Consider the following 24643-nt stretch of genomic DNA (forward strand, 5'->3'; position numbering starts at 1 on the left):
GTTTTCCGTCCGGAATTGCGTTAAAACAAAGAGGTGATCAGGTGAGCGTGGTGTCGGCCGTGCTGTCGTCGGGCAGGAGTTTCGCATCGACGCCGTCGAAGCACAGCTCGACCTTCTCGCCGAGGCCAAAACTCTCGCCGGCGAGCGGCGAACGCACGATCGCGGTCGAGCCGTCGCCGAGCTTTACTTCATATTTCGACCCCGAACCGAGATAGATCGCCTCGGCGATCGTTCCCGACAGTCGGTTCGTGCCGGCGGCATCCTGCCGCGGTCGACGGATGGCAAGCTTTTCCGGCCGCAGCAGCATCACCGGATTGGCTTCGCCCGGGAGCCGACGCGGCGCGCTGACCGTCTCGCCGGCGATGGTCAGCGCCGTGCTGGCGCCGTCGCTTTTCGCCGCGCCGCGCAGCACGGTGGAATCGCCGATGAATCGGCCGACGAACAAAGTCGCCGGTTCGTCATAGAGCTGACGGCCGGTGCCGACCTGCTCGATGCGCCCGCGATTGAAGACAGCGATCCGGTCCGACAGCACCAGCGCCTCCTCCTGGTCGTGCGTGACATAGACGAAGGTGGTGCCGAGCTCGCGATGGATGCGCTTGATCTCGAGCTGCAGCCATTCGCGCAGTTTCTTGTCGAGCGCGCCGAGCGGCTCGTCCATCAGAAGCAGCGGCGGATCGAAGACGATGGCGCGGGCCAGCGCCACGCGCTGCTGCTGCCCGCCCGACAGCTCACTCGGATAGCGATGCGCGAAGTCGGCCATCTTGACCATGTCGAGCGCTCTTGCGACGCGCTTCTTGCGCTCATCCTGCTTGATGCCGCGCAATGTCAGCGGGTAGGCGACGTTGCGGCCGACGGTCATATGCGGGAACAGCGCATAGTGCTGGAAGACGACGCCGATATTGCGCTTGTGCGCGGGCACGCCGACGACGCTCTTTCCCCCGACCAAAAGCTTGCCGCTGGTCACATCGGTAAAGCCGGCAATCACGTTGAGCGTGGTCGTCTTGCCCGAGCCGCTCGGTCCGAGCAGCGTCATGAACTCGCCGGGCTCGATCCTGAGCGAGACGCCGTCCAGCGCCTTGAAGGAGCCATAGGCCTTGCTGACCGTATCGAGGTCGATCGCGGCGCCGCGATTTTCCGCTCTCGGGTTCATAAGCGTCCCTTCCGCTCGCGGCCAAGGAGGAGCATGCCGCCGCCGATCAGGATCGTGGTGGCGAACAAAAGGATGGTGCCGACGGCCGCGACCGTCGGATCGGCGTCGCGCGTGATCGAGGAAAATATCTGCACCGGCAATGTTTTCAGATAGGGGTTGGTGATGAAAAGCGACACCACGATCTCATCGAAGGAAGTGGCGAAGGCGAACAGCAGGCCCGACAGGATGCCGGGCAGGATCAGCGGCAGCGTCACCGTGCGGAATGTGGTCAGCGCGCCGGCGCCGAGGCTTGCCGCCGCCGTTTCCAGCCGCCGGTCGAACACTTCGAGATTGGCCGAGACTGCGATCAGCACGAAGGGCAGCGCCAGGATGGTATGCGCCAGCACGAAGCCGATCAGCGTGCCGACGAGCTGCGCATCGAGATAGACGGCATAGATGCCGATGGCCAGAACGACGCCCGGCACGACCATCGGCGTCAGCATCAGCATGCGCAAGAGATTGGCCGGACGCGCCTTCATGCGGTCGAGACCGAAGGCGGCCAGCGTGCCGAGCACCGTCGCCAGCACCGCCACCAGCGAAGCGACCTTGAGCGAGTTGAGAAAGCTGGTCGACCATTCCGGATTGGTGGCGAAGTTCTGGTACCACTGCCAGGAAAAGCCCTGCGGCGGAAAGGCAAGCGACTTGTTCTCGTTGAACGACATCGGCACGACGACCAGCGTCGGCGCCACCAGCCAGATCGCCACGAGCAGGCAGACGAGACCGAGGATGAGGCGGGTGAGCGGCTTCATCTCCATCAGCGTCGCCCCGCTTCCCGGTGCCTGGACCGCATCACCGGGGCCGCCAGCGCCAGCAAGACGAAGGTCGCGACCAGGAGCACCACGCCCATGGCGCCGCCGCGTCCCCATTGCAGAAGGCTCAGCACCTGTGTCTGCACCAGCGTCGACAGCATGGTGGAGCGCGGTCCGCCGAGCAGCGCCGGCGTGATGTAGAAACCCAGCGCCAGGATGAAGACGATGATCGCGCCGGCATAGACGCCCGGCAGCGACAGCGGCAGGTAGACCGTGAAGAAGGCGCGGGACGGCCGCGCGCCCAGGCTTCGCGCCGCTTGCACCAGCCTGAGGTCGATGCCCTTCATCACCGAATAGAGCGGCAGGATCATGAAGGGCAGCAGCACCTGCGCCATGCCGATCACCACGCCGGTCTGGGTGCGGATCAGCCGGACCCCGTCGAAGCCGGCTGATCTCAGCAGCGAATTGATGACGCCGGAATCCTGCAGCAGGATCACCCAGGAGAGCGTGCGCACCACGCCGCTCACCCAGAACGGGATCAAAACGCAAAGCACCAGGACGAGCCGCACGCGCGGCCCGACCGCCGTCATCAGATAGGCGTACGGATAAGCGCAGGCCACACAGACCACAGTCACCCAGGCCGAGATAGTGAAGGTGCGCTGAAGCACCATCAGGTTGACGGGCGCGCCGAAGAACCAGGCGTAGTTCTGCAGGCCCCATTGCGGCTCAGACAGGCTGCGCAGCACGATGGTCAGCAGCGGGTAGCCGATGACGGCTACCAGCAGCACGAGTGCCGGCAGCGTGAGCGCGTACGGCCGCCATGCCCTGCCCGCCCGTTGCGGGGCGGAGGGCGTCGTCGGTTCTAGCGCGCTCACGGACTTCGCCTCTCTCAGCCGGTCAGTTGCCGGCCATCAGCGCGGACCACTTTTCCTGCGCCACGGCGAAGTTCGGCACCCAGAACTTGAAGTTCTGCTTGTAGCCCTGCTTCTGGCGCTCCGGCGTGTTGGTCAGGAAGGCGGCGACGGAAGCGTCGACCTTGGGCTGCGCCTCGCTGTTGATCGGCGTGTAGGAGGTCTTCTCGGTCAGGATCTCCTGGGCATTCTTGCCGAGATAGGCGTTGAGCAGCGCGTAAGCGGCATCCGTGTCCTTGACGCCGACCGGGATCGTCATCTGGTCCATCACCACCAGCCAATCCTGCCATGCGGGTGCGTATTTGGCGCCGTTCTTGACCGCGGTCATGGCGCGGCCGGTCCACATCATCAGCATGTCGGCCTCGCCGGATTCGGCGAGCTGCTGCGATTCAGCGCCCGTCTTCCAGAAGATGGTGTCGGGACCGAGCTTGCGGACCACATCGATGGCCTTGTCGATATCGGCCACCGTCATCGCCTTCGGATCGCCGCCTGCAACCTTGAAGGCCTGTTCGAGCAGGCCGCCGGCCGGGCTGCCCGAACCGTCGATCCCGCGCACGCCCGGGAACTTTTCGGTGTCGAAGAAGTCGGCCCAGCTCTTGGGCGGATTATCCTTGTACTTCTCCTTGTTGTACATCAGCACGACACCGTAGTTCATCGCCGGCACCGAGCATTCGCCGACCTGGCCTTCCGGGATTTTCGAGACGTCGAGCTTGGTCAGGTCGAGCTTCTGGAACAGCTTGCCGCAATAGACGTAAGGCGGAAGGTCGTCGGTATCGACGACGTCCCAGGTGACATTGCCGGATTCGACCTGCGCCTGCAGCTTGGCGATCTCGGTCGGACCGTCATTGAGCAGCTTGACGCCGGACTTGTCGACGAACTCCTTCAGCGCCGCCGTCTGGCCGTCCTGATAGATGCCGCCATAGGAGACGAAGGTCAGGGTCTTGCCTTTGAGCGAGCCTTCCTTCACCTCGCCTGCCACGGGCTTGTCCTGCGCGAAGGCCGCGCCGGTCAGAACGCCGAGCGCTAGGACGGCGCCGATGCCATATCTCGATTTCATCATAACGATGACTCTCCCATTCATGCCCGCGTTTTGATCGGTTACCTGGCGGCGGGCGGTTTCCAGGTCGTGTATTGGTCGAGCTCGGCGCGCGCTGAGGTCGGCGGCGCGATGATCCACATCACTTCGGCCCGGCCGCTGCCGATGTTCTCCGTGCGATGCGGAGTGGCCGTTGTGTATTCGACGCTGTCGCCCTCTTCGAGGACATGATGCGCCTCGCCGAGCGAGACCTCGACAATGCCGCGCAGCACGATCAGCATCTCATGCGCGTCGCCATGCGTGTATTGGTCGGGGCCGGTCGAGCCGCCGATCTCGAACTCGCCGACATAGACTTCCATGTCGCTGAGCGGCGGCCGCGACAAGAGCATCTTGCGGCAGCCGTCGCTGGGCGGCAGGCTTGGGCGCTCGCTGCGCCTGAGCACGCCGTGGTGATTTTGAGCCGCGCTTTCCGCAAACAGCAGCGCGACGCTGACTCCCAGCGCGGAAGCGATCTGATTGAGCGATGCCGTGCTGGCACCGGTCAGGCCGCGCTCGAGCTGGCTGATGAAGCTGGCGCTGGTTCCGGTCGCCTCGGCGAGGTCGCGCAAGGAAAGGCGGCGAGCAAGGCGAAGGCTCTTGAGCCGCATGCCCAGAGCCTGATGGGCAAGCGTTGCGGCCGCACCGGCGGCGTTTGCCGCCTGCGCCCGACCGTTGCCAGATGCCTTGGGCATTCATGTTCCTCCACTGAACAACTTGTACAGTGTCACTGTACAGATGGCAAGAGGCATGGTTGCGCGGTCGGGCCGCATCCTCGCGGCTGCCGAGCCAGGGCTTCAGTTGAAAGAGAGGGCTAGCCCTCACCCGACAGATCGCGGCGCGCCTTGTCGAGCTCTTCGGCATAACGGCGCATCAGATGGCTTTCGGTGAGCAGGCCAAGCACGATGCGCTCGTCGAAGTCCTCGACCACCGCCAGCTCTTCGGCCCCGGTGCGCTGGAAGGTTTCGGCCGCGGTCTGGACGTTCATCGAAGGCACCAGCACCGCGTCCTTGAAGTGGGCCAGCGCGCTCACCGGCATATCGCCGTCGGAGCGATCGCTGTGCAGTTCCGGCACCAGCAGCATGCCGACATATTGGTCGGCCTGCTCGACGGCGATGACGCGCTGTCCCGAGCCGAGCGGCACCTCCTTGCGGAATTCGGCAAGCGTGGTCGAGGCAGGAATGGTGCGGACATCCTTGCGCATCATCGAGCCGACGGTGAGGCTGCGCATCCAACCGACGTCATGCGCGCTGCGGATCGTCTCACCGCGCAGGTGGAAACGCCAGGTCGAGAAGGAGTAGCCGAAGGTCTCGCGCACCAGGATCGCCGACATGATCGAGGCCGCCAATACCACGCCGGTGAGCGTCAGGTCGCGGGTCGATTCCAGCGCCAGGAAGGTCATGGTCAGTGGACCGCCGACGACGCCGACCGCAAGCGAGGTCATGCCGACGACGGCGGCGACCGCCGGGTCGATGCCGGCCGATGGCGCGGTCAGCGCCATGACGCCGGCAAAGACCTTGCCGAGCAAAGCGCCCAGGAACAGCGAGGCGAAGAACAGGCCGCCGCGGAAGCCGGAGCCGAGCGAAATGGCCGAGGCCGCCAGCTTCATCACGAAGACGCTCGCCACCACCGGCAGCGCGTAGTTCATGGCGAACTCGCGGTGCAGCGCGCCATGGCCGCTGGAGAGCACCTGCGGTGTGACCAGCCCAAGCAGGCCGACGAAGATGCCGCCGATGAAGGGCCTGGCCGACGCGTCGATCGACAACCGCACGAAGACGCGCTCGACGATGCTCACCAGATGCATGATGGCGATCGAGGCTGCCCCGCCAAGCAGTCCCAGAAGCAGGAACGGCACATATTCGCTGGCGGTCAAATTCGGTAAGCCCGACAGTTCCAGCGGGAACGGCACGCCGCCGAACACTTCCGCCGTCAGCGAGGCCGAGATTGCCGCCGTCATCACCGGCGCCACATTGGCGACGGAGTAGATGCCGATCACCAGCTCGAAACCGTAGAAGGCGCCGGTCAGCGGCGCGTCGAAGGCGGCGGCGATCGCACCGGCCGCGCCGCAGCCGACCAGGATGCGCACGTCATTGCGGCGCAGGTGGAAGGCGCGGGCAAGTCGGGAAGCAATGCCGGAGCCGATCTGCGTGTAGCCGGCTTCCAATCCGACCGAGGCGCCGAAGCCGCTGGAGATCATCGTCTGCGCCACGATGATGAACGTGTCGGTGAGCGACATGCGCCCGCCATAGAGCGCGTTGGCCTCGATCGGGTCGACCGGCGTGCGGAACTTGCGCTTTCTGAGCCAGATGACGGAAAGCCCGAGCAGCAGGCCGCCGATCGCCGGGAACATCGCCTGCACCGGGTCGGCAAGCGAGAACATCGCCGAAAGCCGGCCGCCCGGCTGCACGTCGAACAGCAGGTAATGCATGCCTTGCACCAGCGCGCTCATGCCGGTGACCACCGCGCCCGCGATGACGCCGACCACGCCGGCCATCAGCACGATCACGATGCCGCGTGCCTCGAGCACGGGAATCGAACTGATCAGCACCGCGCGAAGCCGCCGGGCGTAGACTTGTGGGTCGTTTCTGGCAGGCAACGGGACGGCTCGCCGGTATGCGAAAGAAAAACAGCTGCCGTGCCTGATACGCGCGGCGGCTTTGCGTGGCAATCGCAATGCCGACCGCTTATGGCGCCATTTTGGCGTTGCTCGGATTAGCGTTACGAAGGACTTGTCGTCGCGACCAAGAGATAGACTCAGTCAGCTACCGGGATGGTGAGAGGGCCGCAGTCGTCCTCCGCGACGAAGATCGCCAGCAGCTCGGCCGGCTCGGTGGCACTGGCATTCTCGGCGAAAGAATGGATCGCGCCCGGCGCTTCGAACCAGATTTGGCCCATCGTGTAGGCCAGCGCCCGACTTGACCGCCGGCCTCTCCGCCGAGGAGGAACGCGCCGTACGGCGCTGGCTGGTCGCCGTCGCGACCGCGGACGCGGCACAGCCGTAAATAGCTCAGCCGATCAGGTCGGCGCGCCGCTGTCCGTCTCGAAGAGCGTGAGCTTGCGGTCGCCGATGCCGAGTTCCGCCCAGCTCGCGCGCCATTGCGCGATATGCGCCGACTTGAAATGTGCTTCGAGCGCGGCGCGGTCGCTCCAGGCTTCCGAGACATGGATGAGGCCGGCATCCAGCACATCCTGTGCGTAGGAATAGCCGAGGCAGCCCTGCTCGGCGCGGCTGGCCGAGATCATGCGTAGCATCGCCGGCTTTGCCTGTTCGAGCCTGTCTGGCGGCAGCCGGATCGTGCCGATGATCAGGAGCATCTGCCTTCCTTTCGCAAAGACCGTGGCCAGGTGCCGTAGCCATTCTCCCACCTTCGCGCAAGCTTGGAAGGCTACGGTCGAGGGCCTGCCCTCTATGTGGCGGTTCTGGATCTGGGGACGACATGGCAATCAGCGAAACACTTGTGCCCGGCGCGGTAGCCAAGAACGGGCGCGACGTTTTCTTTGCGCTCGGCATCGTCGTCATCCTGGCGGTGCTGTTCCTGCCGATCCCGGCCTTCCTCATCGATATCGGCCTCGCCTTCTCGATCGCGCTTTCGGTGCTGATCCTGATGGTGGCGCTGTGGATCCAGCGGCCGCTCGACTTCTCGTCCTTCCCGACCGTGCTGCTGATCGCGACAATGCTGCGGCTATCGCTCAACATCGCCACGACGCGCATGATCCTGTCGCACGGCAATGAGGGCACGCATGCGGCCGGCTATGTCATCTCCGGCTTCTCGAAACTGGTGATGTCGAGCGACTTCGTCATCGGTCTCATCGTCTTCATGATCCTGATCGTGGTGAACTTCATCGTCATCACCAAGGGCGCCACCCGTATCGCCGAAGTCGGCGCGCGCTTCACCCTGGACGCCATCCCCGGCAAGCAGATGTCGATCGACGCCGATCTCTCCGCCGGCATGATCGACGACAAGACGGCGCAGCTGCGCCGCCGCGAGCTGGAAGAGGAATCCTCCTTCTTCGGCTCGATGGACGGCGCCTCGAAATTCGTCCGCGGCGACGCGATCGCCGGTCTGATCATCACCGCCATCAACATCGTCGGCGGCATCGCCATCGGCTATCTGCGCCACGGCATGGGCCTCGGCCAGGCGGCCGATGTCTTCATCAAGTTGTCGGTGGGCGACGGCCTCGTCACCCAGATCCCCGCCCTCATCGTTTCGCTCGCCGCCGGCATGCTGGTCTCCAAGGGCGGCACGCGCGGTTCGACCAACCAGGCGGTGTTCGGCCAGCTCGGCGCGCATCCACGCGCCCTCTACGTCGCCGCCTCGCTGCTGGTCGTCCTCGGCCTGATGCCCGGCCTGCCGCTGTTCCCCTTCTTCGCGCTCGCCGGCGGCATGGCCGGCCTCGGCTACATCATCCCGCTGCGCCAGAGCCGCGAACGCGCCGCCGCCGAAGCCCTTAAGACGCAGGAAAAGGCGAACAAGGTCGAGGAGGAGAAGAACTCGGTCAAGGCCTCGCTGGTCACCGCCGAGATCGAGCTTCTGATCGGCAAACAGCTTTCGACAAGGCTGATGGTGGCGCATCAGGAGCTGGTGTTCCGCATGTCGAAAATGCGCAAGAAATTCGCCCAGCAATACGGCTTCGTGGTGCCGGAGGTGCGCGTCGCCGACGACTTCGCCATCCCGCCCAAGAGCTACCAGATCAAGGTGCACGGCACGGTGGTCGCCGAATACCAGATGCGCGTCGGCGAGATCATGGTGCTGCTCGGCACGCGCGGCGTGCCGGAAATCCCCGGCGAAGAAATCCGCGAGCCGGCCTTCGGCATGCGCGCCTACTCGGTGCTCGAAACCTTTGCCGAGGACCTGAAGCGCGAGAACTTCACCTTCGCCGACAACATGTCGGTGCTGCTCACGCATCTTTCAGAGGTGATCCGCAACAATCTGCCGCAGCTCCTGTCCTACAAGGACATGAAGGCGCTCTTGGAACGGCTCGATCCGGAATACCGCAAGCTCGCCGACGAGATCTGCACCTCGCACATCTCCTATCCCGGCCTGCAGGCCGTGCTGAAGCTGCTGCTCGCCGAGCGCGTGTCGATCCGCAACCTGCATCTGATCATCGAGGCCATCGCCGAGATCGCGCCGCATGTGCGCCGCACCGAGCAGATCGTCGAGCATGTGCGCATCCGCATGGCGCAGCAGATCTGCGGCGACCTCTCTGAAGGCGGCATGCTCAAGGTGCTGCGTCTCGGCAACCGCTGGGATCTCGCCTTCCACCAGAGCCTCAAGCGCGACGCCAAGGGCGAGGTGCGCGAGTTTGATATCGATCCGCGCCAGCTCGAGGAATTCGGCCAGGACGCCACCAAGGCGATCCGCAAGCATCTCGAGGCCGGCGAGCGTTTCGTGCTCGTCACCGCGCCCGACGCCCGGCCCTATGTGCGCATGATCATCGAGCGGCTGTTCACGACGCTTCCCGTTCTCAGCCATGTCGAGATCGCCAAGGGCGTCGAGATCAAGGTGCTCGGGACCATCTCGTGAACGCGCTCTCGCAAGGCGTCGTCATCGCCGCCTTCCTCGCCTTCTGCCGCATCGGCGCCTGCTTCATGCTGATGCCGGGCCTGTCCAGCGCCCGGGTACCGATCCAGATCCGGCTCTTCGTCTCGGTGGCGGCGACCGGTGGCCTGCTCGCTTTCCTGTGGGACCGCATCTATCCGTTCGTTGATCCGCGCCCGCAGGTCCTGGCGCCGATGATCGTCTCCGAGCTGCTGGTCGGCGGGCTGATCGGCGCCATGACCAGGCTCTATATGGAGGCGCTGCGCTTCATGGGCTCGGCCATCGCCATGATGATCGGCTATGGCGGCTCGGGCGGACCGGCGATCGAGGAGCCCGAGCCGCAGGCGGCGCTCGCCGCCATCATCTCGTTCTCGGCGCTGCTTCTGCTCTTCGTCTTCGACTTCGACCATGAGATCGTCAAGGCGCTCGTCGCCTCCTACCAGGTCGCTCCGGTCAATGTGTTCTTCAACCCGCAGGCCGCCCTGGTCGACGTCACCGACATGGTCTCGGACGCCTTCTTCCTGGTCATTCGGCTCGGCAGCCCTTTCGTCGCCTATGCCATCCTGGTCAATCTGACGATCGGTTTCGTCAACAAGCTGACCCCGCAGATCCCGGTCTATTTCATCTCGCTGCCCTTCGTCATCGCCGGCGGCATGATCATCTTCTATTTCGCCGTCGGCTCACTGTTGTCGCTGTTCGTCGACGGCTTCGTCGACCTCACGCTGGCGAGATAGCCATGACCGCGCGCAAAGACCGCCTGAAGAAACTGGTCAAGGTGCAGGAGCAGTTGAAGGCGCTGCACGAGACCCGCCATGCCGGCTTCCTCGCCGCCGCCGTCAAGGCCGAAGCGGAGGCCAAGGAGCTGATCGAGCGCTTCGACACCGACAGCTCGCTGGGTCCGCTCTTTCCGGAAATGTACCACCGCCGCATCACCGACGCGCTCGGCCGTCAGGAACGGAACCTCGGGAATGCCCGCCAGGAAGTGTCGCTGATCGCAACTGCGACGGCGCGCACCAACATGGTCGAGCGCGCCTACAAGGACGAGCGCCGCCGCGACGAGCGCGAACGCTCCGACCGCGAGCGGCTCGATCTGATCATGCAGAAGCGGGTGGACGAAGGCTAATCACCGCAAGCCTGCCACAAGCTTCTTGAGTCATTGTGCAACTGACAAAACCGGCAAAAGGCAGAGCTTTCTTGGCCATTTCCCCACCCAGCGACATCGTCATGGACGTTGCCCGCGCAGCGGAGCCGGCCGATGTCGAGGCCGCGCGCGCGGCCCTCGCGAGAAGGGCGAATGGCACCTCGGCGCCTTTCTCTGTCGATCCATCCGCGACGGTCGATGCCGGCTCCATTCTCTCGCGCGCAACGGCCGACAAGGCGGAAGCCGCCAATCCGGCGAAGAAGTTCCAGCGCTTCGAGGCGATGGTGCTGACCACCTTCATCCAGAACATGATGCCCAAGGACACCGAGGGTGTTTACGGCAAGGGCCTGGCGGGCGACATGTGGAAGTCGCAGCTCGCCGAAAAGGTGGCCGATGTCATGGCCGCCCATGGCGGCATCGGCATCGCCCGATCGATGCTCGCCGACCACTATCTCGACGGCAAGCACAAGGTGCCGGTCGGTCCTGTTGCCGGCGGACCGCAGAAAGCCGAGCTCGACCAGCAAACCCGGCTTTCGACCTCGATGATCGAGGAGCTTGAGCGCAAAGCCGCACGGTCGATGACCGGCGACGAAACGACCATAAAAACGGACATCAAGATCTAGGGACCTACATGGCCGACCAAACGGACCTTTCCAACCTTCCCGCACGCACCAACATGATGGAGGCACCCGCCGCCGCACGACCCGGCAACCTAGCCGCCATCATCGGCCGCATCGAGGAAGTCGTGGACGAGGAGACCGCCGGCATCCGCGGCGGAACGGCCTATGACCTCAAGGCCTCGAACGCGCGCAAAAGCCGGTATCTCTACGAGCTGAACCGCGCCCTGAAGGGCGCCAACGAGATCGAGTTCCTCGAGCAGCATCGCGAAGGCCTGCTGCGGCTGCGCCAGAAGCTGGCCAGGAACGAGGCGGCGATCCTTGCCCATCTCAACGCGGTCAACGAGGTCGCCACGCTTTTGAGGAACGCCATCCAGCGTGCCGACACCGACGGCACCTATTCGGCCGGCGAGTTCGGCATGGCGCGGGCCTGATTGAGATGATCGAGGCGCAAGGACAGACCCGGTGATAAAGTTCATCGCCGCTGCGCTGTGGATCTGCGCCGTGACGCTCGGCGCGGTCTTCTATTCCTTCCAGGCGGCCGGCCAGCGCGGCACGGCCGAACCGCCGAAGCCGATGCTGGGCGGCCTTGACTACGTCAAGACCGACATGATCTCGGTGCCGCTGCTGCGCAACGGCACGATCGACGGCTATTTCCTCACCAAGCTCGTCTACACGGTCGAGCCGGAACAGATAAAGAAGCTGTCGGTCCCGGCGCAGGCGCTGATGACCGATCAGGTCTATTCCTATCTCTATTCCAACCCCCAGATCGATTTCACCAAGAAGGAATCGATCGATCTCGACGCTTTCCGCAAGTCGATCCGCGACACCATCAACGCCCGCGTCGGCGTCGAGCTGGTGCACGAGGTACTGATCGATCAGGTCAACTTCCTCTCCAAGGACGATATCCGCGACAACGCGCTTCGCCGCCGCAAGAATGCCGGCGAAACTGCGGCGGCGATGACCAAGCCCTTCCAGACTGAACATTGATCGCCCTTCAGGGATAGCCGGCGGCTGCCCGCTTGCCGGTGATGCGACATGACGCACGGTGACCGCGTTGACGTTTACGTCAACCCGAAGCTATATGCACCGGAGACAGGCGACCGCACAGGCGCGGCGCGCCTACCTCGCCCAGCGGCTCGACAAGCCGGTGCGCGTCAACGCAACCAACGAGGAGAACCGGCATGGGCGTTCAGGAGATTGCCGACAAGATCAGGTCGCGCGTGGCAAGCGCGGGTTTCGAGCATTCGGTCAAGTTCGACACCGGTAGCGACGGCGTCATCGTCATCGACGGCGCGACCGTCTCGACCACCGATGCGCCGACCGACTGCACCGTGAAGCTGTCACTCGACGATCTGGAATCGCTGATCGCAGGCGACCTCAACCCGACCATGGCCTTTATGGCCGGCAAGCTGAAGGTCGAAGGCGACATGACCGTCGCCATGGCGCTCAGCCAGCTGCTCGGCTGATCCTTCGCTGAACAGGAACGCCGCCCGATGGGCGGCGTTCCTGTTCTGTCGAACCGAAGGGCTTCAGGCGACGAAGCCCGGCGCCTGTCCCTTGATCTTGCGGCCGGCCGCCTTGATCGTGCCTTTGGCGCCGTTCAGCGCGCCGTCCTTCAGCTCCAGCGCCAGCAGCCGGTGCCGCTCATAGGGGCCAGGCATGGCAAGCGTCCCGGTTCGGTCGGCCGAGAAGCCGAAGCGTCCGTAATAGGGCGCGTCGCCGACGAGCAGGATCGCGCCATGGCCGAGCCGCGCGGCCTCCGCGACTGCATGCCGCATCAGCGCCGAGCCGATGCCGCCGCTCTTCAACCCCGGCTCGACCGCGAGCGGGCCGAGCAGAAGCGCCGCCGGACCGCCCTCGCCCAACCTCACATCCCACAGCCGCACCGTGCCGACGACCGCGCCCGAGGCATCACGGGCGACAAAGGCCAGACCCTCCGAAGGCCGGCGGCCGCGCCGCAGCTTCTCGGACGACTTCTTCTTGCGCTTCGGCCCCATGGCACGGTCAAGCAGCGCTTCGCGCGCCTGCATGTCACCGGCGCATTCGGCGACGATCGCAATGGCGCGCGCAATCTCCCCCCTCGAGGGGGAGATGTCGCCGAAGGCGACAGAGGGGGTCGCCGCGCGTGAAGCGCCGGCGCCTTCTGCGACAACCAACGGCGTTGGAGATCTATGTGAGACGACCCCCTCTGGCCGCTGCGCGGCCATCTCCCCCTCAAGGGGGGAGATTACCCGGCGTGCTGCGCCCTCTACGATGAAATCTGCAATGTCCATGTCCGCGATCCTTCACGAGCGGAGATCTGTCCCACAAGCGAGCCCGGGCGGGCGACAGGCGCCCGCGCCGGTCGATCTGAGCGGTTCTTGCGAACCGCTCAGATCACGTAGGATCGGAGAGGCTCGAAGCCGTTGAAGGCGACCGCCGAATAGGTGGTCGTGTAGGCTCCGGTGCCTTCGATCAGCACCTCGTCGCCAATGGTCAGCGACAAGGGCAGCGGATAAGGCGTCTTCTCATACATCACGTCGGCCGAATCGCAGGTCGGGCCGGCGAGCACGCAAGGTGCGGTCTCCGAACCGTCATGCCGGGTGACCAGCGGATAGCGGATCGCCTCGTCCATGGTCTCGGCGAGACCGCCGAACTTGCCGATGTCGAGGAACACCCAGCGCACATTGTCGTTGTCGGCCTTCTTCGAGATCAACACGACTTCCGACTTGATGACGCCGGCATTGCCGACCATGCCGCGGCCCGGCTCGATGATCGTCTCGGGCAGCGCGTTGCCGAAATGCTTGCGCAGCGCCGAGAAGATCGCCTGGCCGTAGGCCTGCGCCGCCGGCACGTCCTTCAGGTAACGGGTCGGGAAGCCGCCGCCCATATTGACCATCTTCAAGACGATGCCTTCCTCGGCGAGCGTCGCGAACACCGTCTTGGCGTCGCTCAGGGCGCGATCCCAGGCCGACAGGTCGGTCTGCTGCGAGCCGACATGGAACGACACGCCATAGGCGTCGAGGCCGAGGCCCTTGGCATGGCGCAGCACGTCGACGGCCATCGCCGGCACGCAGCCGAACTTGCGCGACAGAGGCCACTCGGCGCCTTCGCCGTCGGTCAGCACGCGGCAGAACACGCGCGAGCCGGGAGCGACACGAGCGATCTTCTCGACCTCCTCGACGCAGTCCACGGCGAAAAGGCGAATGCCGAGCTGGTAGGCGCGTGCGATGTCACGCTCCTTCTTGATGGTGTTGCCGAAGGAAATGCGGTTGGCCGGCGCGCCGGCATCCATCGCCATCTCGACCTCGGCGACCGATGCGGTGTCGAAGGACGAGCCCATCGCAGCAAGCAGGCGCAGGATTTCCGGCGCCGGGTTTGCTTTCACCGCATAGTAGATCCTGGAATCGGGCAGCGCCTTCTCGAAGGCGCGGAAATTGTCGCGCACGACATCGAGGTCGACGACGAGGCAAGGGCCGTTCGGACGTCGGGTGGCGAGGAAATCAAGGATGCGCTGAGTGGCCATCGAGGTCTCTCCATTGGCGCCTTTCGGCGCGCACAAAGGCTGCGGAACGCGGGCGCTCGGCCTCGCGAACTCGCGGTGGACAAAGGCGGGACGGAAAATCCATGGGACCAGCCGGTGGAGACCCCGGAACCATGAAATGCCGTCTCGCGGCGGTGAACCTTGGCCTTGCCCGGCCTCGGTTCGCTTTGTCTGCCTTGGCTTGGATGGGAGACCCCGTCCGCACTGCCGGCAATGAAGGTGTGCCTCTTTAGTAACCCCGGTCTTTGGACAACCGGAAGAGAACCAGAAAGGCCCGCACCGTCGTTGCTTCAAGGTGTCCTCGGTCTTGTGGTTGGCCACTGACCGACTGGAGGGGGTTGGCTCCAGTTACCTTACCGATTGCCCTCACCATTCGAGGATCGGCGGACACCCACAGGCACGTGCGACTTTGGGCAAGCGCGATATAAGAGCGAAGGGTTTCACAATCAATAAAAATCGTCAGCCCAGGTTGTAAAATTTCTGGCATCGAACAATGTTGGCCGAACCGTATCCGGAAATCGAACGATGCCAGGAACTCAAGGACCGCTGAACGCCTTCCTCGATCTGCGCCAAATGCCTGTGGCGAATGCGGAATTGGGCCCGCTCGCCGGCCTGCGTCTGGCCGTCAAGGACATCTATGACGTCGCCGGCTACCGCACCGGCTGCGGCAATCCGCAAAAATTCGAGGAGGCGCACGCCGCCTCGCGCACGGCGCAAGCGGTGCAGACGATCCTCGATGCCGGCGCGCGATTCGTCGGCAAGACCCAGACCGACGAGCTGGCCTTCTCGCTGTTCGGCCAGAACGCGCATTTCCCTTACCCGGTCAATCCCGCCGCGCCCGACCGCGTCACCGGCGGCTCCTCCTCCGGCTCGGCCGCCGCGGTCGCCGGCGGGCTGGCGAACATCGCCACCGGTTCTGACACCGGCGGCTCGATCCGCGCGCCGGCAAGCTTCTGCGGCCTGATCGGGCTGCGCACCACCCATGGCCGCATCCCGCTCGACGGCGCGATGAAGCTGGCATCGAGCTTCGACACGTTCGGCTGGTTCGCCGACGACATCGAGACCTACGAGGCGGTCGGCAAGCTTTTGCTCGGCCGCGATCCGCACCAGCACCCGCTCAACCGCCCGCTGTCGATCCGCTGGCTTGACGCCTTCGTCACCGGTCCGGCGGAAGCCGCCGAATATGCGAGCATGAAGGCGCTGGCGGCCGGCATCATCGGCCAGCCGGTAGAGACCGAATACGCCTTCGCCTCTTCCCCGGACAAGCTTTACTGGTGCTTCCGCCGCTTGCAGGCCTTCGAGGCCTGGCGCGAGCATGGCCCCTGGATCGCGGCCGGCGGCCGGCTCAGCCCGGGCGTCGAGGAGCGTTTCGGCTTCGGCCGCACCATCGACGCCAAAACTGCCGCCACCGAAGCCGCGCGCCGCCTGGCGTTCCGGGCCGAATTCGAGGCGCTGCTCGGCAACAACGGCTTTCTAGTCCTGCCCACCGTTCCCGGCGCAGCACCGCTTGCCGCCAGCACGCCGGAACAGTTCCAGGCTTATCGCGAAAGGGCGCTGCATCTCTTGTGCCTTTCCGGTCTTTCGGGCTTTCCGCAGATCACCTTGCCGATCGGCTCCGTCGATGGCGCGCCCTTCGGTCTTTCGCTGCTCGGCCCTTCCGGCAGCGACGTTGCCCTGATACGGCTCGGCCGCAGGATTCTCGACGCGGCACGAAAGGTCTGACCATGGATACATTGACGCGCATGCGCGCCTTCATCGACGTGGTCGAGGCGGAAGGCTTTTCGGCCGCGGCGCGCAAGATCGGCCGCTCCAAGGCGCTTTTGTCGAAATATGTGCGCGAGCTGGAGGACGAGCTCGGCGCGCTGCTCTTGAACCGCACCACGCGCCAGTTCTCGCTGACCGAAGCCGGCCACGCCTATTATCAGCGCGCCTCCGAGATCGTGCGCGAGGTCGACAGCCTCGCCGAGGCTGTGCGCCAGTCTTCCGGCGACGTTCGCGGCAGGATCAAGCTGTCGGCCGCCCGCACCTTCGCCGATGCCCCGATCGGCCAGTCACTGGTCGACTTCGCCAGGCAGCATCCCGACATCGTGCTCGACATCCATCTCGACGACCGCTTCGTCGACCTCGTAGAGGAAGGTTTCGACCTTGCCGTGCGCATCTCGCGGCTGGAGAACTCCTCGCTGATCGCCAGACGGCTGGCGCCGTTCTCGGTCAGGCTTTGCGCGTCGCCGGAGCTGATGGCCAAGCATGGCAAGCCGACACGTCCGCAGGATCTCGCCAACATGCCCTGCATCGTCGACACCAACGGCCGCTCGCTGTCCAACTGGCGCTTCAAGGGCGAGGGCGAGGACTCCATCAGCGTCGCCGTTTCAGGCCCGATCGAGGTCAACAGCCCGATCGTGGCGAGAGCCGCCGCGCTCTCCGGCCTGGGCTTTGCCATGCTGCCGGATTTCGTCGCCGCCCCCGACGTCGCATCCGGCAAGCTGGTCACCGCGCTCGACGATCGTCTCCTGGCGGGCACCGGCATCTTCGCCGTCTACCCGCACCGCCGCTATCTGCCGGCCAAGGTAAGGGTCCTCGTCGATTTCCTGGTGCAGTGGTTCAAGACGCGCGACACAGCGTGATAACCCGCGTCCCAATTTCGCCCCCTTTATGTTAACTCTCGGGTCCTCACTCCCGAAGTCGATGGAATCGCGGCCCGGAATGCATCTGAAACGGCAAGCAACCATGCTGGCTTCGGCCCTCGCGGCCACGTTCGCCTCGGTCGAGCAGGCCGAAGTCCACCCGCATGTCTTCGCCGAAGCGCGCCTCGACGTCATCCTCAGCCAGGATCACCAAAGTGTGACGGCGCTGCGCCACCTTTGGCGCTTCGACGACCTGTTTTCGAGTACAGTGATGATGGAGTTCGACAAGAACTCCGATCTGAAACTCGACGACAAAGAGCTCAAGGAAGTGGCCGACACCGTCCATTCCTCGCTGGCCGAGTTCAATTACTTCCAGCTCGTAACCCAGGACGGCAAGGACGTGCCGATGGTGCCGCCGCCGCATCTGATGGCGAACTTCGAGAACGACCAACTGATCATCCTGTTCGAATCGCAGCCGAAGACCCCGATCAAGCTCGTCGGCAAAGTCGACATCGGCGTCTACGATCCGACCTTCTATACGGCGATCGACTTCACCGACGACGCCAACCTTGCCGTCGAAGGCCTGCCCTCGACCTGCACCAAGAAGGTCATCCGGCCCGATCCTGACGAGGCGATCAAGGAAAACCAGAAGACCCTGACGGAGGCGTTCTTCAACGATCCAACAGGCACCAACATGAGCAAGATCTTCGCCACCAAGCTCGAGTTGAACTGCCCGCCGGAAGGATGATTTGGTGATGAAACCACCGCTGCGCGTAAGCAGGTTCCGCAAAAGTGTCTCACGGTTTTGCGATCGGAACCTGCGACAAACAAGGGAATCTAAGCGGATATTTGTGGGGCATCCCGCGAATATCCGCTTAGCGCTCGGCCTTTTGGCCGCAACCCTGGTGATCACTCATTTGCCTGTCGTGGCGCATGCGCAAAGCTCGCTCGGCATCGGCACCAATGACGGCATGGCACCCACCACCACCGGCCCGTTCGCCCATATCCTGATGTGGATCAATCTGCGCCAGCAGGAATTCTACCATTCGCTCGCCGCCGCCATGAAGGCGATGCGCCAGGACGGCAGTAAGCTCTGGCTGCTGATCGGGCTTTCCTTCACCTACGGCATCTTCCACGCCGCCGGTCCGGGCCACGGCAAGGCGGTGATCTCGTCTTATATGGTCGCTAACGAAGTGGCGCTGAAGCGCGGCATCATGCTCTCTTTCGTCTCGGCGCTGCTGCAGGGCCTGACGGCGGTGGTCGTCATGATGCTTGCCTATTTCGTGCTGCGCGGCACCGCGATCTCGATGACCGACGCGGCCTGGTTCCTGGAAATCTCGAGCTATGTCCTGGTGACGCTGTTCGGCGCCTGGCTTTTGTGGCGCAAGCTCGGTCCGTCGATCCTGCGCCTGTTCGGCAGGACGCCCGCCTACAGCCTGTCAGCCGCTCATGCCGGTCATTCGCATGGCGGGCATGCGGCCCACTCGCATGCTCATGCGCATTCCCATTCCAGCCATTCTCACGCTCATGCGCATGCACACGCCGCGCATTCCCATGCACTGCACGTGCATGACGATCATGACCATGTTCATCATGACCATTCGCACGCGCACGGCCACGATCATGGCGCGCATGACCATCACGCCGCGCATGACCACGCCCACCACGATCATGGCCCGGGCGAAGTCTGCGAGACCTGCGGCCATTCGCATGCCCCGGATCCGGCAATGCTGTCGGGTGACCGCTTCGATTGGAAGACCGCCTGGTCGGCGGTGGCCGCCGTAGGCATCCGCCCCTGCTCCGGCGCGCTGATCGTGCTGAGCTTCGCGCTGCTTAACGGACTGTGGGTGGGAGGGCTGCTGTCGGTGCTGGCGATGTCGATCGGTACCGCGATCACCGTCTCGGCGCTGGCGACGATCGCGGTGCTGGCCAAAAATTGGGCGGTCTATTTCGCCGGCGACGGACGCATCGGCAACCGTATCCATTCCATCGTCGAGATCGGCGGCGCCGCCTTCATCTTCCTGGTCGGCCTGCTGCTTCTGTCGGCCGGCCTGTCGGGCGGCGCCTGATCAGGCAGTGCCCAAATTGTATTGAGCTTCGGGTCAGGCCGGCATCACTTGGTATCGATAGACGTCAGGCGATCTTTCCGCCAAGCTCATCCTCAATATGCGCCCGAATGATCTCGTCAAAGCTGCTTTCGGCGGCGAAGCCGAGTTCCCGCGCCCGCTTGGCCTCGAAGCGCGTTGGCCAGCCTTTGACGATCGCCCAGATGGTCTCGTCGGGCTGCTCGCGGATCCGCTTCGCGACCGCAGCGCCGGCAATGCGCTCCAGCGCCTCGATCTGCTCGCCGACGGTGACGGCGACCCCCGGCATTGTGAGGTTGCGGCGCGGACCGACCTTGTCGCCGTCTATTTCGGCCGCGTGGATGAGGAAATTCACCGCCGAGCGCGGGCTGGCATGGGTGTGCAGAACCGAGCGCGGCACCGGCAGGATCGCCTCCTGCCCGGCGAGCGGCTCCCGAATGATGCCTGAGAAGAAGCTCGACGCCGCCTTGTTCGGCTTGCCGGGGCGAACGCAGATCGTCGGCAGCCGGATGCCGATACCGTCGAAGAAGCCGCGCCGCGTATAGTCGGCGAGCAGTGCTTCGCTCATCTGCTTCTGCGTGCCGTAAGAGGTGAGCGGAGTCGGATGGAATTCGTCTGGGATGACATCAGGGAACGGCGCGCCGAACACGGCGATCGACGAGGTGAAGACAAGGCGCGGCGCGAAGGCCGCCAGGCGCACCGCGTCGAACAGCGCGCGCGTGCCGTCGAGATTGACCCTGTAGCCCAGATCGAAATTGGCTTCCGCCTCGCCCGACACGATGCCCGCCAGATGGAATATCACGTCCGGGCGCGGAGCCACGAGAGCCGCCATGGCGCCGGGCGCGGACAGATCGCCGGTGTGAATCCGGACATCGACGCCGGCCAGCGCCGGCGCCTGCGGCGCCACGATATCATGAAGGTCGAGCGCCGTTATTTTGCGCCCGCGCAGCATGCCGTCCTTGGCGAGCCGCGCGATAAGCTTGCGGCCGACCATGCCGGCCGCGCCTGTGATCAGAATTCTCATCTTCAGAGACCTTTCTTGCGTTGGCTGCGTCCGCGCAGCCACAGGACGACGAACAGCCCGACCATGAAGACCACGGCGATGACGGCCGCCAGCACCGTCGACACCTTGCCGGCGGCCAGCATGATGGCTGGCAGGAAATAGGCGGCGAGACCGAACACGAGCAGTATCACCGCCGCGGCGATCGCCGCGTTCTTTGTGTCACGATCCATCAGCGGAAGGTCCTCGGTTCGAGGCTGTTCAGTTTCATCGTCACGGCGGGATCAATGATAATGCCGGCGATCGGCAGGCGCGCCATGCGCGTGGTCGTGATCATGGTGATGGTCATGCTTGTCATGGCTGTCGGCGCATTGTCCGAATTCGGGCTCGACCGTGGCATGTTCGATGCCATGCTTGACCGCAAGCCGCTTCTTGATGGCGCTCACCGCCACATGCGCATCGACGCCGTCGTTCAGGCAGGCATGCAGCGTCGCCATGTTGGAGGTCCCGTCGAGCGACCAGACATGCATGTGATGCACCTCGCGCACGCCTTTGACCGCGCGTTCGATGTCCTTGGCGACAACGTCGCGGTCGAGGCTTGCCGGCACGCCTTCGAGCAGGACGTGGGCTGCCTGGCGCATCAGCGACCATGCCGTCGAGAGAATGAGCAGCGCTACCAGCACCGACAGGATCGGATCGATCGGCGTCCACCCCGTCGCCACGATGATGATGGCGGCGACGATCGCCGCCGCGGAACCCAGCAAGTCGCCCAGCACATGCAGGATGGCGCCGCGCATGTTGAGGCTTTCCCGATCGCCGCCATGCAGCACGAAGAAGGACGCGATGTTGACCAGGAGGCCTGCCACCGCCACCACCAGCATCGGCCCGCCGAGCACCGGCGCCGGGTTCATCAGCCGCCCCCAGGCCTCGTAGACGATCCAGAGCGCGATGACGAAGATGGCGATGCCGTTGGTGTAGGCGACCAGCGTCTTCACCCGGGCGAAGCCATAGGTGAGACGGCCGGTGGCCGGACGGCCTGTCAGATGGAAGGCATACCAGGCGAGACCGAGCGCAATGGCGTCCGCCAACATGTGTCCGGCATCGGCGACCAGCGCCAGCGATCCGGTCAGCCAGCCGCCGAGCGCCTCGGCGACCATGAAGCCCGCGGTCAGGCAGGTCGCGATCAGCACCCGCTTCTTGTCGGTCGAGCCATGCACATGGCCGGCGGCTTGGCTGTGACCGGCCGAGCCATGATCGTGCGAAGCGTGGTCATGCGCCATTGCCGAAACTCCTGTCTGACCTGCCGCAAGCATTTCCTGCTTCCGGAGATCGTGGTCTACGCGCCAAAGTCGGCGCGAAAATCCTCAAGCCGCCGCTTCTGGCCGCCTTCGCTGTCGAAATTCGCCGGATCGAGCCAGCCTTCATAGGCTTTGCGCAAGGCCGGCCATTCCTTGTCGATGATCGAATACCACGCCGTATCGCGGTTTTCACCCTTGACCACAAGATGCTGGCGGAAGACGCCTTCGAACTTGAAGCCGAAGCGCTCGGCGGCGCGCTTCGAGGGCTCGTTGCGGTTGTTGCACTTCCACTCGTAGCGGCGATAGCCGAGATCGTCGAAGAGATATTTCGCAAACAGGAACTGCGCCTCGGTTGCTGCCGGCTTGCGCGAGATCAGCGGACCCCAATAGATGTTGCCGATTTCGCCGACGCCGTTGTTGGCGTCGATGCGCATCAGCGTCTGGCGCCCGGCGATCTTGCCGCTCGCCTTGTCGATGACGGTGAAGAACAGCGGATCCTCGCTGGCTTCCGCCTTGTCGAGCCAGGGCTGGAAGGCGGCGCGGGTTTCGGGCGGATAGTCGGGCAGCCAGGCGAAACGTCCGCCGGCATCGGAAACCGAGGAGGCCTCGTAGAGGCCGTCGCCATGCTTTGCCGCGCTCAGCGGCTCGAGCCTGACGGTGCGTCCCTCGATCGCCTTGCGTTCCGGCCGCAGGCGCGGCTGCCAATTCTTCAGATCTTCCGACACGGCCATTCCAATCCGTTTGACTTTTGCTGGCGGACGGTCACAAAAACGCTCGCCTACAGAAAGAACCACAGGGACGGGAAAAATGCTCCACACGATCGCGGCCTTCGACCGGCTCGGCGAGGAAAATGCCTTCGCGGTGCTCGCCAGGGCCACCGCGCTTGCCCATCAGGGCCGCGACATCATCAACCTCGGCATCGGCCAGCCCGACTTCAAGACGCCGCAGCATATCGTCGAGGCGGCGATCAAGGCGCTGCGTGACGGTCACCACGGCTACACGCCGGCAAATGGGCTCTTGGCCACCCGCGAGGCGGTCGTGCGCCGCACGCTGACCACCACCGGCGTCGAGGTGTCGCCCGAGAATGTGATGATCCTGCCAGGCGGCAAGCCGACCATGTTCGCCGCGATCCTGATGTTCGGCGAAGCGGGCACCGAAATCCTCTATCCCGATCCCGGCTTTCCGATCTACCGCTCGATGATCGAGTTCACCGGCGCCACGCCGGTGCCGGTGCCGATCCGCGAGGAGAACGGCTTTGCCTTCTCGGCCGACGAGACGCTGGCGCTGATCACGCCGAAGACCAGGCTGCTCATTCTCAATTCGCCGGCCAATCCAACCGGCGGCGTCACTCCGCGGGCCGAGATCGAGAAACTGGTCAAAGGCCTGGAGAAGCACCCGCAGGTCGCCATCATGTCGGACGAGATCTACGATGTCATGACCTATGACGGCGAGACCCACTGCTCGCTGCTCAATTTCCCCGAAATCCGCGATCGGCTGATCGTGCTCAACGGCTGGTCGAAGACCTGGGCGATGACGGGCTGGCGCATGGGCTGGTCGATCTGGCCGAACGGCGAAAAGGGCGCTTACCTCTACGACAAGGTGCGCAAACTGGCGGTGAATTGCTGGTCCTGCGTCAACGCGCCGAGCCAGTATGCCGGCATCGCCGCGATCGACGGCCCGCAGGACGATGTCGAAAAGATGATGCGCGCTTTCGATAATCGCAGGAAGATCGTGGTCGAAGGGCTGAACGCACTGCCGGGCATTTCCTGCATCACGCCGAAGGGCGCCTTCTATGCCTTCCCCAATGTCTCGAGGACCGGCTGGAAGGCGAAGAAGCTTGCCTCGGCGCTGTTGGAGGATGCCGGCGTGGCGCTCATCGGCGGCCCCGATTTCGGCGTTCTCGGCGAAGGCTATATCCGCCTTTCCTACGCCAATTCCGAGGAGAATATCCTGCGCGCGCTGGAGCGGATCGAGGCGTTTCTGAAGAAGTGACCCGTCAGGCGCTTACCCGCGCCCGACAAACGGCATCTTCGTCGCCATCACGGTCATGAACAGCACATTGGCGTCGAGCGGGAGGCTCGCCATGTGCAGCACCGCGTCGGCGACGCGCTGTACATCCATCACCGCCTCGGCGGCGATCGAGCCGTTGGCCTGCGGCACGCCGACGGTCATCGGCTGCGCCATCTCGGTCAGCGCGTTGCCGATGTCGATCTGGCCGCAGGCGATGTCAAAGGGTCGGCCGTCGAGCGCCAGCGTCTTGGTGAGTCCGGTGATCGCGTGCTTCGTCGCCGTATAGGGCGCTGAGCCCGGGCGCGGCGCATAGGCCGACACGGAGCCGTTGTTGATGATGCGGCCGCCCATCGGCTTCTGCCTCCGCATCGCGCCGAAAGCCGCGCGGGCGCACAGGAACGAGCCGGTGAGGTTGACGCCCACGACATCGTTCCAGACCTCGACCGGGATCTCGTCGATCAGCGTCGACTTGTAGCCCATGCCGGCATTGTTGAAGAGCAGGTCGACGCGGCCGAAGGCCTCGAGCACGGTCTCGAACATGTCGTCGACTTCCTCGGCTTTGCTGATGTCGCAAGCGACGGCCAGTGCCTTGGCCTGCGTCTTGCCCGCCTCGGCGATCGCCTCTTCCAGCAGCGTCTTGCGGCGCCCGCAGAACACCGTGTTCCAGCCTGCCTTGAGCAGCGCCGTGGCGACGCTCTTGCCGATGCCGGTGCCGGCGCCGGTAATGATGGCGGTTTTCTCTACTATGGCTGTCATCGCCGTCCTCCGGTCATGCATGGAAAGACGTGGCATCGCAAATGCCTGGGGTCATGGCAAGCCACTGTTGGCAATAAAGAAAAGGCCAACAAAAAGGGCGGCCATTGGCGACCGCCCCGATCTGAA

The 24643-nt window shown here is 64.6% G+C and carries 27 protein-coding genes; 12 read left to right on the plus strand and 15 right to left on the minus strand.

Features of this window, described 5'->3' with window-relative positions:
- Positions 1-37 precede the first annotated feature (37 nt).
- The 8 genes from O7A05_RS11485 to O7A05_RS11520 all read right to left on the minus strand — a co-directional run bounded on the left by O7A05_RS11485 (position 38) and on the right by O7A05_RS11520 (position 7236).
- Positions 38-1150: an ABC transporter ATP-binding protein gene (locus tag O7A05_RS11485; RefSeq protein ID WP_337093189.1), complete on the minus strand. Its 1113-nt coding sequence runs from the start codon at positions 1148-1150 to the stop codon at positions 38-40.
- Positions 1147-1944, minus strand: coding sequence for an ABC transporter permease (locus O7A05_RS11490; RefSeq protein ID WP_337093190.1), 798 nt, complete (start codon positions 1942-1944; stop codon positions 1147-1149). Before O7A05_RS11490 ends, O7A05_RS11485 begins: the two co-directional genes overlap by 4 nt.
- Positions 1944-2813: an ABC transporter permease gene (locus tag O7A05_RS11495; protein WP_337093191.1), complete on the minus strand. Its 870-nt coding sequence runs from the start codon at positions 2811-2813 to the stop codon at positions 1944-1946. Before O7A05_RS11495 ends, O7A05_RS11490 begins: the two co-directional genes overlap by 1 nt.
- 22 nt (positions 2814-2835) lie before the next feature.
- Complete coding sequence (locus O7A05_RS11500; RefSeq protein ID WP_415926997.1) at positions 2836-3906, minus strand: extracellular solute-binding protein; 1071 nt, start codon at positions 3904-3906, stop codon at positions 2836-2838.
- Positions 3907-3947: 41 nt separating this feature from the next.
- Positions 3948-4616 (minus strand): helix-turn-helix domain-containing protein, encoded by a 669-nt coding sequence (locus O7A05_RS11505; protein WP_337093194.1) that lies wholly within the window; start codon positions 4614-4616, stop codon positions 3948-3950.
- A gap of 119 nt (positions 4617-4735) precedes the next feature.
- Entirely contained in the window at positions 4736-6517 is a 1782-nt protein-coding gene (locus tag O7A05_RS11510; RefSeq protein ID WP_337093196.1) for a chloride channel protein, read from the minus strand.
- Between the two features lie 158 nt (positions 6518-6675).
- A complete protein-coding gene (locus O7A05_RS11515) occupies positions 6676-6816 on the minus strand; it encodes a cupin domain-containing protein (protein WP_337093197.1) in 141 nt (46 codons plus the stop codon).
- A 120-nt stretch (positions 6817-6936) separates the two neighbouring features.
- Positions 6937-7236: a putative quinol monooxygenase gene (locus O7A05_RS11520; RefSeq protein ID WP_337093198.1), complete on the minus strand. Its 300-nt coding sequence runs from the start codon at positions 7234-7236 to the stop codon at positions 6937-6939.
- A gap of 122 nt (positions 7237-7358) precedes the next feature.
- Between O7A05_RS11520 and flhA the strand changes: the two genes are divergently transcribed.
- The 7 genes from flhA (at position 7359) to O7A05_RS11555 (ending at position 12688) form a co-directional block, all read left to right on the plus strand.
- Positions 7359-9446: a flagellar biosynthesis protein FlhA gene (gene flhA, locus O7A05_RS11525; protein WP_337093200.1), complete on the plus strand. Its 2088-nt coding sequence runs from the start codon at positions 7359-7361 to the stop codon at positions 9444-9446.
- Entirely contained in the window at positions 9443-10195 is a 753-nt protein-coding gene (gene fliR, locus O7A05_RS11530; protein WP_337093201.1) for a flagellar biosynthetic protein FliR, read from the plus strand. Before flhA ends, fliR begins: the two co-directional genes overlap by 4 nt.
- 2 nt (positions 10196-10197) lie before the next feature.
- Positions 10198-10584, plus strand: a complete 387-nt coding sequence (locus O7A05_RS11535; protein WP_337093203.1) for a hypothetical protein — start codon at positions 10198-10200, stop codon at positions 10582-10584.
- A gap of 71 nt (positions 10585-10655) precedes the next feature.
- Positions 10656-11225, plus strand: coding sequence for a rod-binding protein (locus O7A05_RS11540; RefSeq protein ID WP_337093204.1), 570 nt, complete (start codon positions 10656-10658; stop codon positions 11223-11225).
- A gap of 8 nt (positions 11226-11233) precedes the next feature.
- Positions 11234-11653 (plus strand): hypothetical protein, encoded by a 420-nt coding sequence (locus tag O7A05_RS11545; protein ID WP_337093205.1) that lies wholly within the window; start codon positions 11234-11236, stop codon positions 11651-11653.
- Positions 11654-11684: 31 nt separating this feature from the next.
- The gene (locus O7A05_RS11550) at positions 11685-12209 is read left to right on the plus strand and encodes a hypothetical protein (RefSeq protein WP_337093207.1); all 525 of its coding nucleotides are present in this window, start codon (positions 11685-11687) and stop codon (positions 12207-12209) included.
- Positions 12210-12403: 194 nt separating this feature from the next.
- On the plus strand, positions 12404-12688 hold the full coding sequence (locus O7A05_RS11555; RefSeq protein ID WP_224514514.1) for an SCP2 sterol-binding domain-containing protein: 285 nt from the start codon (positions 12404-12406) through the stop codon (positions 12686-12688).
- 63 nt (positions 12689-12751) lie between these two features.
- Here O7A05_RS11555 and O7A05_RS11560 read toward each other — a convergent pair whose 3' ends face one another.
- Positions 12752-13252, minus strand: a complete 501-nt coding sequence (locus tag O7A05_RS11560) for a GNAT family N-acetyltransferase (RefSeq protein ID WP_337093370.1) — start codon at positions 13250-13252, stop codon at positions 12752-12754.
- 341 nt (positions 13253-13593) lie between these two features.
- Positions 13594-14727 (minus strand): ornithine/lysine decarboxylase, encoded by a 1134-nt coding sequence (odc2, locus tag O7A05_RS11565; RefSeq protein ID WP_337093208.1) that lies wholly within the window; start codon positions 14725-14727, stop codon positions 13594-13596.
- A gap of 543 nt (positions 14728-15270) precedes the next feature.
- Between odc2 and O7A05_RS11570 the strand changes: the two genes are divergently transcribed.
- The 4 genes from O7A05_RS11570 to O7A05_RS11585 all read left to right on the plus strand — a co-directional run bounded on the left by O7A05_RS11570 (position 15271) and on the right by O7A05_RS11585 (position 19438).
- Positions 15271-16467 (plus strand): amidase, encoded by a 1197-nt coding sequence (locus tag O7A05_RS11570; RefSeq protein ID WP_337093209.1) that lies wholly within the window; start codon positions 15271-15273, stop codon positions 16465-16467.
- Between the two features lie 2 nt (positions 16468-16469).
- Positions 16470-17369, plus strand: coding sequence for a LysR family transcriptional regulator (locus O7A05_RS11575; protein ID WP_337093210.1), 900 nt, complete (start codon positions 16470-16472; stop codon positions 17367-17369).
- Between the two features lie 79 nt (positions 17370-17448).
- Positions 17449-18117: a DUF1007 family protein gene (locus O7A05_RS11580; protein ID WP_337093211.1), complete on the plus strand. Its 669-nt coding sequence runs from the start codon at positions 17449-17451 to the stop codon at positions 18115-18117.
- 157 nt (positions 18118-18274) lie between these two features.
- Positions 18275-19438, plus strand: coding sequence for a nickel/cobalt transporter (locus O7A05_RS11585; RefSeq protein WP_415926993.1), 1164 nt, complete (start codon positions 18275-18277; stop codon positions 19436-19438).
- A gap of 64 nt (positions 19439-19502) precedes the next feature.
- On the opposite strand, the gene denD is transcribed toward O7A05_RS11585, so the two are convergent.
- From denD to O7A05_RS11605, 4 genes are read right to left on the minus strand one after another with little or no spacing between them, the layout of a single operon-like run.
- The gene (denD, locus tag O7A05_RS11590; RefSeq protein ID WP_337093214.1) at positions 19503-20477 is read right to left on the minus strand and encodes a D-erythronate dehydrogenase; all 975 of its coding nucleotides are present in this window, start codon (positions 20475-20477) and stop codon (positions 19503-19505) included.
- A 2-nt stretch (positions 20478-20479) separates the two neighbouring features.
- The gene (locus O7A05_RS11595; protein ID WP_337093216.1) at positions 20480-20686 is read right to left on the minus strand and encodes a hypothetical protein; all 207 of its coding nucleotides are present in this window, start codon (positions 20684-20686) and stop codon (positions 20480-20482) included.
- A 51-nt stretch (positions 20687-20737) separates the two neighbouring features.
- Positions 20738-21733 (minus strand): cation diffusion facilitator family transporter, encoded by a 996-nt coding sequence (locus O7A05_RS11600; RefSeq protein WP_337093218.1) that lies wholly within the window; start codon positions 21731-21733, stop codon positions 20738-20740.
- Between the two features lie 56 nt (positions 21734-21789).
- A complete protein-coding gene (locus O7A05_RS11605; RefSeq protein WP_337093220.1) occupies positions 21790-22476 on the minus strand; it encodes a GNAT family N-acetyltransferase in 687 nt (228 codons plus the stop codon).
- An 82-nt stretch (positions 22477-22558) separates the two neighbouring features.
- Here O7A05_RS11605 and O7A05_RS11610 point away from each other — a divergent pair, with 82 nt between their 5' ends.
- Positions 22559-23743 (plus strand): pyridoxal phosphate-dependent aminotransferase, encoded by a 1185-nt coding sequence (locus O7A05_RS11610; protein WP_337093222.1) that lies wholly within the window; start codon positions 22559-22561, stop codon positions 23741-23743.
- Positions 23744-23755: 12 nt separating this feature from the next.
- Here O7A05_RS11610 and O7A05_RS11615 read toward each other — a convergent pair whose 3' ends face one another.
- The gene (locus O7A05_RS11615; RefSeq protein WP_337093224.1) at positions 23756-24517 is read right to left on the minus strand and encodes an SDR family oxidoreductase; all 762 of its coding nucleotides are present in this window, start codon (positions 24515-24517) and stop codon (positions 23756-23758) included.
- Positions 24518-24643: the final 126 nt, after the last annotated feature.

This window comes from Mesorhizobium argentiipisi (SeqCode), assembly GCF_037179585.1.
In the GTDB taxonomy this organism is placed as follows: Bacteria; Pseudomonadota; Alphaproteobacteria; order Rhizobiales; family Rhizobiaceae; genus Mesorhizobium; species Mesorhizobium argentiipisi.